The sequence below is a fragment of the Mycobacterium sp. genome, from assembly GCF_965277065.1.
Lineage (GTDB): Bacteria > Actinomycetota > Actinomycetes > Mycobacteriales > Mycobacteriaceae > Mycobacterium.
In genome coordinates this window covers 448,221-460,310 of sequence record NZ_CBDIBT010000017.1, presented here as the reverse complement: position 1 = coordinate 460,310, position 12,090 = coordinate 448,221, and the positions used below count along the sequence as shown (strand labels likewise).

The window sequence follows — 12,090 nt, the reverse complement described above, 5'->3', positions numbered from 1 at the left end:
TGGTGGCGAAGCAGCTGATTCAGTGTTCGGTGCGGGACGCGTTCTTGCCGCCGGCCGCTCGCGCGATCCGAGATCGGACGTCGTAGACCAAGATTTGTGCGGTCGCATCCGGGATCCGGCTGATCACGGTCGCCAATTTATCAGCGGTGCGGTCATGCAGCAGCCGACCTGTAAGGGGCGTGTAGGTACGGCGCGGCAGTAGCACAGTCACCTTGCTGCCGGCGTGGTCGTGAATTTGCTGTATGACAAGCTTTTGTCCAGCCTCACTCAGATGGCGATCTGGGCACGGGAGTATCAGCAGCGGAATCTGCTCCTCGAAGTGCTCCCACCGTTGTTGCAGTCGCTTGGCATGTGCCTCATCGATCGAAAAATGAACCGCGATCAGCTGCTCCGCGTGCAGCTGGGTTGCATAGTGCAGAGTCTCGATCGTCGCGAGGTCGATGTGATCTATGAATACACACACTCGGTGCCGGTCATGCTTGTCGAACTCGGTCGGCTCGGTGCGTGACATCTCCAAAACTGAACTTTCGGCGCGGTATTGGCGATTGAGCCGCATCAAGCCCACCACCAGGATCGGGAAGACCACGACGACCAGCCAGGCGCCCTCGGTGAACTTCGCGACCGCGAAGATCCCCACTACCGTCGTTGATAAGATCGCCGCGGACAGGTTGATTACCAGTTTATGCCGCCAGCCTGGATCACGATGCGTCAGATGGTGTTTGGTCATGCCATAGCCAGCCATCGAGAACCCGGTGAACACGCCCATCGCGAATAGCGGCACTACCGCGTCAACTGATCCGCCAGTCACTATCACCAATGTCACCGCAAGGGCAGTGAGAACGAGGATGGCGTTGGAGAACACCAGCCGATGACCCCGCTTCATCATCGGGCGAGGCAAGAAGCTGTCCTCGGCGACGAAACTGGTCAACGCGGGGAAGCCGTTGAAACTGGTGTTAGCGCCAAAGAACAAAATCGCTGCGCTTGCCGTCTGCAGCAAGACGTACATGACTTTGCCGATTAAGCCGTTGCCAAAGACCGCGCGGCCGATCTCGGACAGCATGGACGGGTACTCGGCGACATAGGGGGTTGCATGGGTCGCATGTACCAGGTAGATGACCCCGACCAGTAAGAAACCGAGAATGCAGGCCATCGCGGTCAGCACGCGACGTGCGTTGGGACCCTGCGGCCGCCGAAACACGTTAACCGCGTCAGCAATTGCCTCAACACCGGTCAACGAGGTGCCGCCGTTGGCGAACGCGCGCAGCAAAATCAAGACCGTGGCGCCCATTATCAGCCCGCTGCCATGATGAACGGGCACCGCACCGACGATGTGCTCGGAATCGTATTTGGGTAAGCCCCAGAAGATGTCACGTACGACACCGGTCACGATGAGCACTGTAAGCATCGCGATGAATGCGTAAACGGGGACCGCGAATATCTGGCCCGCTTCTTTCATTCCGCGCAGGTTGGCAAAAGAGATCAACAGTAACGCCGCGACGGTGATCTCCAGGTGGTAGGGACCCAGCCGAGGTACCGCCGACACGACAGCGAACGTGCCCGACGCGCATTGCACAGCCACGGTCACCACGTAGTCGATCAATAGTGCCGCCGACGAGATCTGGGCGATGCGCGGCCCAAAATTACTTCGCGCCACTACGTACGAGCCGCCCCGTTGTGTGTAGGCCATGACGACCTCCCGATACGATGCGGTCACAAGCGCCAAAATCAGTAGGATGACGACCGCGATCGGAAGCACCAGGATAAACGCGGCCAGCCCGGCAGCCGGCAGTAGTTCGACCATGATCTGCTCGGGGCCGTAGACTGTTGATGAGATCGCATCCGGCGAAAGTGCGCCCAGCGCAACGATATTCGATAAACTCTCGTTCTCCAGGTGTTCGTTGATCAGCGGCTTGCCAAGAAAGAACCGCTTCCACGCGTCGGCGAATGTGGACGAAATTTTCTGGTCATCTGGCAGTTCTGTCACGTTTGTCACAGCCATATGTGTCCCGTCCCTTAGTGAGCTAGCGGTATTCGGCGGGGAAGGTTCGGGGTTGATCTGGTGCCTGGCCGCGTATCGGAACCAGTTGACTGATGGAGTAGTACTGGCCGTACTGCGCGCCTTGCACGCGAACGCTTTCCGCCGGGTATTGCGCATCCTGGCACCGTTGTCGGTCCTCGCGGCGCTGGTTCTCGTCGCCGGCGGCGCCGTCCGGAATTTCCACCCGCGCGAACAGGTCAAGCAGGTATAAGGCGAACGTCCCCGCTAGCGCGAGGCCGATGAGAACGTCGAGGTTCACGCCGTCTCGACCAGCGTTTGCACCCAGCCCATTGCGGCTAACATCCTCACTGTCACCGGGATGTAGGTGGCCACTGCCTTTGTTCTCCACTCAAGAAGCTGGCCAGGTGGCTCGAAGTACAAGCCTTCGTACCGGCAAAAAATGACGTCCTCGGCGTCGAGGATCCAGTACGAACTTAGGCTTCAGCTGTAAGAAAGGCACCCTTCTTAACGGATTCTTTGCGGTCACCAGACTGCGTGAGATTTGCCGCGCAACTCAGATATCCATCAGATGCTGTTAAGACGCAGCGAACGAAATCCAAATGGGCAGAACTCATTCCGTATATTGTGGCCGGCATTTGTCGGACGCCGCCTTAGCCGAGGACGAAATACCGTAGCCATAGATAGAGCCCGCACAGCACTGCGGAGATCGTCGTGATGACGACGCCCTTGCGGGTGAACTCCCAGAATGAGATGTTGTAGCCGGACCTTACGGCGATGCCGATCATTACGATGTTGGCGCTGGACCCTACTGCGGTCAGGTTGCCGCCCAGGTCACCGCCCAGCGCCAGCGACCACCAGAACACATTGCCGTGCTCTTGGTGGGGCATGAGGGTGGTCAGGTGCGTGACGATCGGCGTCATGGTGGCCACATACGGGACGTTGTCGATGACCCCGGACACCACAGTGGACACGCCGAGGATGAGCATCGTCGTCACCAGCGGACTGCCCCCGGTGGCGTTGGCCGCCAACTCGCCCAGATGCTTGATCACGCCGGTCTTGAGCAAGGCGCCGACCATGATGAACAGGCCGACGATGAACAGCAGCGTGTCCCATTCGACGTTGGCCAGGTAGTCGGACTTCTCCATCTGCGAGATGATGATGAGGGCGCCGGCGCCCAGCAGTGCCACCAGCGACGGCTGAATGTGAATGGTGGGGGACACGATGAATCCCACGAAGACCACGCTCATGACCGCGCCGCAGCGGATCAACAGCCTGCGATCCTTGAGCAACTCGCTCGCTTCTAGTGCCATGACGTCTGCGACCCGCTCAGGCGAGGCCCTGGAGAAGCCGCGGAACAGCAGTGGCGTGATCGCGACGAAAACTAGCATGATGATGATCACGATCGGTGCCATGTTGAACAGGAACGCGTTGAATGAGAAGCCTTTGCGCGCGCCGATGATGATGTTGGGCGGGTCGCCGACGAGCGTCGCTGCGCCTCCGATGTTGGAGGCGAACACCTCCGCCATCAGCATCGGTACCGGGTTGATTGCCAGGCGGTCGCACACCAGCAACGTGACCGGGGCGATCAACAGCACCGAGACGACGTTGGGTAACAGCGCCGAGGCCATCGCCATGACCAGTGTCAGCAAGATCGTGATGCGCAGCGGAGAGCCGTTGGCGCGCTTCGCGGCCACGATTGCAGCGTATTCGAAGACGCCGGTCTGGCGCAGGATGCTGACGATGATCATCATGCCGAGCATCAAAAAGATGACGTCCCAGTCGATTCCGGTCTCGGCCGAATAGAAGACGTCAGGCGAGTCGACCACCGGCAGCAGGATCATCAATCCGGCGCCAATCAGCGCAACGGTGGTTTTGTTGAAGCGCTCGCTGATGATAAAGGCGTACGAGGCCGACAAAGATGGCGACGGCCAGGTACATCATGATCGTCGTTGTCACCGCCGCCGCTCCATCAGGATGCCCGGTCTCTGTTTCAACGACCTCGGCCAGGAGGCGCGATGCTGTGATCACCCCGTGCAGTTTGCCGTTTTTGACCACGGTCACCAGCGGGCTGTGCATGCGGGACATGACCTCGGCCACCTCGATGATGGTGTCCTCGGCGTCGACGACCGGAATGTGCTGCGCCTTCTTGGGCAGCAGGTCGCGGATTGTCTTGCCGCTCAATTTGTCCGCTGCATGATCGGCCATCGATTCGGTCAGCACTCTGGCCAGTCCCGGGTCGTCTTGCACGTAGGCGGGCACCAAGAAGCGGACCACTTGGGAGGCAGGTAACACCGCATACGGCTTTTTCGAGGTGTGCGTGTTGACCACCAGTCCGGTCAGCCGATGGTCGGCGAGCAGTTCAACGGCGTCGCGTGCCGGAGAGTCGATGTCGACGATCGGAAACTCGTCCACGAACTCCTCCGCGCGCACGCAGGCAGCCTATAGCAGGCTATGCATGCTTCTTGACGACTCATCCGTCCCGATCGGTCGAAAGACGCAGCTATTGCGATGGATCGCCGGCCCTGATGTGCGCAGGTGCGGTGAAATCTTTACGCGCTCTTAGCGGTCATCGCGTCGAGCGTTCAGCTCAGAACGAAATAGCGCAGCCATAAATACAGTGCGCACAGAACGGTCGACATCGCGGTCACCAGTGCGCCCTTCCGAGTAAATTGCCAAAAAGAGATGGGATTGCCCGACTTCAGGGCGATTCCGACCATCACGATGTTGGCACTGGACCCCACGGCGGTGAGGTTGCCGCCGAGGTCTCCGCCCAACGCCAACGACCACCACATGACATCGTGGTGCGCCTGACCCGGAATGACCGCCGCCAGATGGCTGACGATCGGAGTCATGGTGGCGACATACGGGACGTTGTCGATGATGCCGGACAGCAACATCGATACACCAAGGATCAGCATTGTGGTCACCAGCACATTGCCGCCGGTGACGTCCGCAGCCATTTGGCCGACCGTTTTGATCACGCCGGTTTTGAACAGCGCACCCACCATGACGAATAGGCCGACCATGAATAGCAGCGTGTCCCATTCGACGTTGGACAAATAGTCGGACTGTTCCAACCCGGAGATGAGGATGAGAGCGCCTGCACCCAATAGTGCAACCAACGACGGCTGAAGGTGAATTGCCTCGGAGACAATGAATCCCACAAATACCACGACCATGACGGCAACGGATTTGATCAGCAGCGGGCGGTTCTGCAGAGCTTCCTGTTCGTCCACTGCCATGACGTCAGCAAGCTTTTCGGGAGACACCGTCGAGAGGCCGCGGAACATCAGCGGCAGCAATGCCGTAAAGACGAGCATGATGATGATCACGATCGGCGCCATGTTGAATAGGAAAGCGTTGAACGAGAGGCCTTTACGTGCGCCGATGATGATGTTGGGCGGGTCGCCGACCAGCGTCGCGGTACCGCCGATGTTCGAGGCGAAGACTTCGGCCATCAGCAGCGGGACCGGGTTGATTGCCAAGCGGTCGCAGACCAGCAGGGTGACTGGGGCGATGAGTAGGACCGAGACGACATTGGGCAGCACAGCCGACGCGAGTGCCATGATCAGCGTAAGCAAAATCATGATCCGCAGGGGAGAACCGTTGGCGCGCTTGACGGCCCAGATAGCGGCGTATTCGAAGATCCCGGTCTGGCGCAGGACGCTGACGATGATCATCATGCCCAGCATCAGAAAAATAACGTCCCAGTCGATTCCGCTGGCCTGGGAGTAAAACACGTCGCGGGACTCGATCACGGGCAGGAGGATCATCAGGCCTGCGCCGACCAGTGCGACCGTGGCATTGTTGAAACGCTCGCTGATGATGGCCGCGTACGCGGCGACGAACACCGCAATTGCGAAATAGGTCATCAGCGCCGGCATCGAAGCTCGATCAACCTTCCATTACTTCGGCCTCGATGGTCACGACCGGGGACTCCTCCACGAGGTCTTCGGAACGGGTGCAGCCTATAACAAGGCAGCCCGATCTTGAGCTGAGCCTGGTCGCACGTTACCGGCAGGGCAGCGTCGTAGAGCGCTGTCAGCTCGCGAAGGATTTGCCGCAGGGTGTTACGAGAAACTCAGGGACGCTTAGAATGTCGTCGGTCGATGTAGCCGCGGGCCGCAGACGACCGGTTATTCTTTTAGGGCTGCGGCCAGCAACCGTGACGCGGTGATCACGCCGTGCAACCTGCCGTCTTTGACCACGGCGACCAGCGGACTTCGTAGCCGCGCCATGACCTCTGCCACTTCGATGATGGTGTCGTCGGCTTCAGCCACCGGGATGTGCTGGCGTTGCTTGGGCAGCATGTCGCGAATGGTCTTGCCGCTCAACTTCTCCGCTGCGTGATCAGCCATCGACTCGGTGACCACGCTGGCTAGTCCAGGGTCGTCCTGCACGTAGCCAGGAACGATGAAGCGCACGACTTGGGATGCCGGAAGCACCGCGAACGGCGTCTCGGACGTGTCGGTGACGACGACCAGCCCGTTCAGCCGATGCTCAGCGAGCAGACGAACTGCGTCAAGCGCATTCGAGTCGATTTTTACTACCGGAAACTTCTCGTCGAGATCCTCTGCCCGCACACCGACACAATACGTCTGCTGCGGGGAAACGGTTAATGGGACGGGCGTAAGGGCTTTCTCAGGTTGCGTTCGAAATGGTGGCGAAAACCTGCTGCTCCGGCCTGGAAATGTGACTCAGGATTTGAGTGCGGCAGCCAGCAGACGCGACGCGGTTATCACGCCGTGCAGCTTGCCGTCCTTAGTGACGGAGATCAGCGGGCAGCGCTGCTGCGCCATCTCCGCGGCCACCTTGATGACGCCGTCGCGCGCGTCGACCGAGGGAAGTTTGGTCGGGGGCTTGGGCACCACATCTCCGACAGTCCTGCCCGCCAAATTCTGGGCGTAGTCGGCGAGTGCGTCGCCCATGACGCCGGCCAGCGTCACGTCGTCCTGCACGTATCGCGGCAGGATCAGGCGCAGTACCTCGGAAGCCAGCAACACCGCGTAGGGCTTTTGGGAAGCGTCGGTCACGACGAGGCCCGGCAGGCTGTGCTCGGCGATCATGCGGGCGGCCTCGAGTGCGTCGGAATCCACGTCCACGATGAGAAACTGTTCGTCGAGGTCCTCTGCTCGCACTAGGCCACCATACGACCAAATCTCGCCGCTAGGCGAAGTAGCGCAGCCACAGGTAGCCGAGCGAGAGCAGGAACGAAATGACACGGCGGTCACTGCCGCTCCGCGTTTGGTGAAGTCCCAGAACGAGACCGGATGGCCGGCGCGTTTCGCGATCCCGACCGCGACGATGTTGGCGCTGGCGCCGACCGGGGTGAGATTGCCGCCGAGCACGGTGCCCAGCAGCAGGGCCCACCACAGCACGCCGGAGCCGGCGTGCCCGGGGATGGAGTCGGCGAATGTCGCGACGATCGGTGTCATCGCGGCCGCATACGGAACATTGTTGATGAAGCTGCCGAGCGTGAAGGAGATGATCAGGATCAGCAGTGTCGCCTTCCAGGCGTCACCCTGGGCGTAGTGGCTGGCCACCTTCGCCAGTTCGTTGATGACGCCGGTCTTCACCAGCGCCCCGACCATGACGAACAGCCCCGCGAAGAACAGCAGCGTTTCCCACTCGACGCTGGCCAGATAGAACTCGCGTTCCAGACCCGAGATCACAACCAGGATCCCGGCGCCGGCCATTGCCACCAGGGACGGCTCCATGTGGATCTGCCGGTGCAGAACGAATCCGGCGAACACCACCGTCAGCACGATCCCGCACTGCAGCAGCAGCTTCGGGTTGCGGATTGCTTCGCGTTCGTCCAGCGACATGACGTCGGCGACCCGCTCCGGATCGGTGACGAAGAAGCCCGGGTACAGCCGCGGCAGCATGGCGATCAGTGCGACAAGCACGAGCAGCACCGCCGGCGCCATGTTGGCGCTGAATTCGATGAAGCTCAGGTGGGCGCCGGTGCCGATGATGATGCTGGTCGGGTCACCGACCAGGGTCGCGGCGCCGGCGATGTTGGCGGCGATCGCCTCGATGACGAGAAACGGCGCAGGGTTGATCGCGAGGCGATCGCACACCAGCAGGGTGACCGGCGCGATCAACAGCACCGTGGTGACGTTGTCCAGGACGGCCGTTCCGAGCGCCGTGACCAGGATCAGCAGGATCATGATCCGTAACGGAGATCCCTTGGCGCGCTTGGCAGACCAGATCGCCACGTATTCGAAGGCGCCGGTCTGGCGCACCACGCTGACGATGATCATCATGCCGAGCAGCAGGAACAGGACGTCCCAGTTGACTCCGGTGTCGCGTGCGTAAAAGACGTCTCGTCGGAACTGATCAGCGGCAGGAAGAACATCAACGTCGCGCCGGCCAGCGCCACTTTGGTCTTGTTGAAGCGCTCGGTGGTGATCAGCACGTAACAGACCACGAACACGACCGACGCGTAGACGGAGTGGAACAGCGCGCTGCTCATCTGCGGCCCTGCCGGCGGGGGTGTGAATGGGTCGGCACGGGCAGGTAGGAGGCCCTCAAGATATGAGCACCGAAGCCAATGAGCGTGCCGCCGTGACAGCGCCGTTGAACTCTGACGTCCGCCCGCTGAGCGCGGACGCGCCGACCGTGCAAGCCATGCCGCTCTCCCGAATAGCCCGTCATCGCAGGAAGACCCGAACAGCACGAAAGAACGCCGACCAGGCTTCCCGGCACACCGCAGCGTACGTTAGCAGGCTTATCTGTGGTGTTTCTGAGCGAGACGGGGTGTGTCCAGCGCGGTATCTGCGCTGGTCCGCGCGCCAAGTTGGCGGCTTTGCGTACACTGGCTGGATGCTTGAACAGATCCGTGGGCCCGCCGATCTGCAGCACCTCTCGCAGGCGGAACTGCGCGATCTGGCCGCCGAGATCCGCAACTTTCTGATTCACAAAGTCGCGGCGACGGGCGGCCACCTCGGTCCGAACCTCGGCGTCGTCGAGTTGACTCTGGCGTTACACCGGGTGTTCGATTCACCGCACGATCCGATCATCTTCGACACCGGCCACCAGGCCTACGTACACAAGATGCTGACCGGCCGCGCCGCGGACTTCGAGACGTTGCGCAAAAAGGACGGGCTGTCCGGCTACCCCTCGCGTTCGGAGAGCGAGCACGACTGGGTCGAGTCGAGCCACGCGAGCGCCGCACTCTCGTATGCCGACGGGCTGGCCAAGGCCTTCGAACTGACCGGGCATCGTAATCGGCACGTGGTCGCGGTGGTCGGCGACGGCGCGCTCACCGGCGGCATGTGCTGGGAGGCGTTGAACAACATCGCCGCGGCCCGCCGACCGGTGGTGATCGTCGTCAACGACAACGGCCGCAGCTACGCGCCGACCTTCGGCGGCCTGGCCAACCATCTGGCCATGCTGCGACTGCAGCCCGGTTACGAGAGTCTGCTGGAGCGCGGCCGCAGCGCGGTGCGCGGAATGCCGGTCTTCGGCGACCTGGCTTACCAGTTCATGCACAGCATCAAAGCCGGTGTGAAGGACGCACTTTCGCCGCAACTGCTGTTCACTGACCTCGGGCTGAAGTATCTGGGGCCGGTCGACGGCCACGACGAGCACGCCGTTGAGGCCGCGCTGCGCCGGGCGCGCGGGTTCCACGGCCCGGTGCTGGTGCATGTCGTCACCCAGAAAGGCCGGGGCTACGGCCCGGCCGAGGACGACGAGGCCGACCAGATGCATTCCTGCGGGGTGATCGATCCGCTGACCGGGATCGCCACCAAGGTTCCCGGGCCGAGTTGGACAGCGATGTTCTCCGAGTCGCTGATCGAGTCGGCGACGAAGCGTCGCGACATTGTCGCGATCACCGCGGCGATGCCGGGGCCGACCGGTCTGAGCGCGTTCGGAGCACGCTTCCCGGACAGGTTGTTTGACGTCGGAATTGCCGAGCAGCACGCCATGACCTCGGCGGCCGGGCTGGCCATGGGCGGGATGCATCCCGTCGTCGCGATTTACGCGACCTTCCTCAACCGCGCGTTCGACCAGATCATGATGGACGTCGCGCTGCACAAGCTGCCCGTCACCGTCGTGCTGGACCGCGCCGGTGTCACCGGCAGCGACGGCGCCAGCCATAACGGCATGTGGGACATGTCGATGTTGGGCATCGTGCCGGGCATCCGGGTAGCGGCACCCCGAGACGGCGCCCGGTTGCGTGAGGAACTCGGTGAGGCACTGGCCGTCGACGACGGGCCGACCGTGGTCAGATTCCCGAAAGGCGATGTCGGCGAAGATATTCCGGCGGTGCAACAGCACGGCGGGGTGGACGTGCTCGCGGTACCCGCCGATGGTCTGGGCGCCGACGTGCTGCTGGTGGCGGTCGGCGCGTTCGCGTCGATGGCGTTGGCGGTGGCCGACCGGCTGCGCGGCCAGGGTATCGGCGTGACGGTGGTCGACCCGCGGTGGGTACTGCCGGTGTCGGCGGCGCTGGGGGAGCTGGCGGTCGCGCACAAGGTGGTGGTGACGCTGGAAGACAACGGCGTGGCCGGTGGTATCGGCTCGGCCGTGTCAGCCGCCCTGCGGGCCGCCGAGATCGACGTCCCGTGCCGCGATCTTGGTCTGCCGCAACAGTTCTTCGATCACGCATCGCGCGGTGAGGTGCTCGCCGATGCCGGCCTGACCGACCAGCACGTGTCCCGTCGTATCACCGGATGGATCGCGGCGTTGTCTCGCGACGGCGTCGAGTCCGGGACCGAGATCACCGAGCAGTTGGACTAGTCGCCGGACGCTTCGCGACACGTAAACCTCTGCCAGGACACGCCGAGAAACGCCGCAGTGGCTTACGTGTCGGCGCTTGGCGGGGTCTGCAACGCCACGGCCAACACTGGGACGGTCAGCGTGCGTTGCCAGTTGCGGGCCTGCCCGGCGGCGAGGAACTCATCGACCGCCACTGCCACGTCACCGGCTCCGCCTTCCCAATCCCAGCACAGCCGTCGGATCAGATCAGGCGTCACCAGGTTTTCGGTCGGCACCGTCACTCGCTCCGACAACTCCCGCAGCGCTGAGCGGGCCGCATCGAGCCGCGCGGCGGCCTCCGGCCGTCGGCGGGCCCAACGTGCCGGCGCCGGCGGGCCGTTAGGCGGCTCGGCTTCCTCTGCGGGAGCGGGCTTTTCGCGTGCGGCGTGCAATGCTGCCAGCCAGGTGGAGGCGCTGCGACGCTGCCTCTTTCCGCCGAAGATCGGCAACGCGACCAAGTCGTCGAGAGTCTTGGGGTCGGCGGTCGCGGCCTCGATGATCGCCGAGTCGGGCAAGATCCGACCCGGCGCGATGTCGCGTCGCTGGGCGATTTCGTCTCGTACCGCCCACAACTCACGAACGGCGGCCAGGGCACGCTGATTGCGCACCTTGTGGATGCCGGAGGTGCGGCGCCAGCGATCCCGGCGGGTCGTCGGCGGGGACTGGCCGACGGCCCGAAGGTAGTCGAATTCCTCTGCGGCCCAAGCGCTTTTGCCTTGCTCGGTCAACACTCCGGCGATCGCTTCGCGCAGATCGATGAGCACCTCGACGTCGAGAGCCGCGTAGTTGAGCCACGCGGCCGGCAGCGGACGCCGCGACCAGTCAGCGGCGCCGTGGCCTTTGGCCAACCCCACACCGAGCAGGCGTTGCGTCATCGCCGCCAAGTTGACCCGGTCGAAGCCGGCCAGTCGCCCGGCCAGCTCGGTGTCGTACAGAGCCGGTGGCCGCATCCCGACCTCGGCCAGGCACGGCAGGTCCTGGTCGGCCGCGTGCAGAATCCACTCGTCTTCGGCCAGCACGTCGGCGACCGGCCGCAGCACGGTCGCCGAGTCGCCGCCGTGGCTCACCGGGTCGATCAGCACGGTGCCGGCGCCGGCGCGCCGGATCTGAATCAGGTAGGCGCGGTTGGAGTAGCGGAATCCCGAAGCCCGCTCGGCGTCCACCGCGAACGGGCCATGGCCGCCGGCCAGTCGCGATGCCGCGGCCTTGATCTCGTCGGTGGTGGTCGACAGGTCGGGCACTCCATCGGCAGGACAGACCAACGGCGTGACGTCGGGTTCGGCGGCCTCAGGCGTGTCGGTGGGCTCTTCTATCGGCTCGCTGGCCAT

5 protein-coding genes and 4 pseudogenes are annotated in these 12,090 nt (G+C 63.0%); 1 reads left to right on the top strand and 8 read right to left on the bottom strand.

Translation table 11 applies throughout. From position 1 onward, the window contains the following. Positions 1 to 55: 55 nt before the first annotated feature. The 7 genes and pseudogenes from ACQY5A_RS10685 to ACQY5A_RS10655 all read right to left on the bottom strand — a co-directional run. Positions 56 to 1,984 (bottom strand): annotated as a pseudogene (locus ACQY5A_RS10685) (APC family permease); the annotation flags it as partial. A 665-nt stretch (positions 1,985 to 2,649) separates the two neighbouring features. After that, positions 2,650 to 3,940 (bottom strand): annotated as a pseudogene (locus tag ACQY5A_RS10680) (SLC13 family permease). 45 nt (positions 3,941 to 3,985) lie between these two features. Next, positions 3,986 to 4,429 (bottom strand): annotated as a pseudogene (locus ACQY5A_RS10675) (CBS domain-containing protein); the annotation flags it as partial. Between the two features lie 152 nt (positions 4,430 to 4,581). Next, positions 4,582 to 5,871, bottom strand: coding sequence for an SLC13 family permease (locus ACQY5A_RS10670; protein ID WP_428340481.1), 1,290 nt, complete (start codon positions 5,869 to 5,871; stop codon positions 4,582 to 4,584). A 264-nt stretch (positions 5,872 to 6,135) separates the two neighbouring features. Further along, on the bottom strand, positions 6,136 to 6,582 hold the full coding sequence (locus tag ACQY5A_RS10665; protein WP_428340321.1) for a CBS domain-containing protein: 447 nt from the start codon (positions 6,580 to 6,582) through the stop codon (positions 6,136 to 6,138). Positions 6,583 to 6,696: 114 nt separating this feature from the next. Next, entirely contained in the window at positions 6,697 to 7,137 is a 441-nt protein-coding gene (locus tag ACQY5A_RS10660) for a CBS domain-containing protein (protein ID WP_428340320.1), read from the bottom strand. A gap of 28 nt (positions 7,138 to 7,165) precedes the next feature. Continuing rightward, a pseudogene (locus tag ACQY5A_RS10655) lies at positions 7,166 to 8,474 on the bottom strand (SLC13 family permease). A gap of 350 nt (positions 8,475 to 8,824) precedes the next feature. Between ACQY5A_RS10655 and dxs the strand changes: the two are divergent. Then, positions 8,825 to 10,744, top strand: coding sequence for a 1-deoxy-D-xylulose-5-phosphate synthase (gene dxs / locus ACQY5A_RS10650; RefSeq protein ID WP_428340319.1), 1,920 nt, complete (start codon positions 8,825 to 8,827; stop codon positions 10,742 to 10,744). A gap of 62 nt (positions 10,745 to 10,806) precedes the next feature. Here the strand turns inward: dxs and ACQY5A_RS10645 are convergent, their stop codons facing one another. After that, complete coding sequence (locus tag ACQY5A_RS10645; protein ID WP_428340318.1) at positions 10,807 to 12,090, bottom strand: HRDC domain-containing protein; 1,284 nt, start codon at positions 12,088 to 12,090, stop codon at positions 10,807 to 10,809.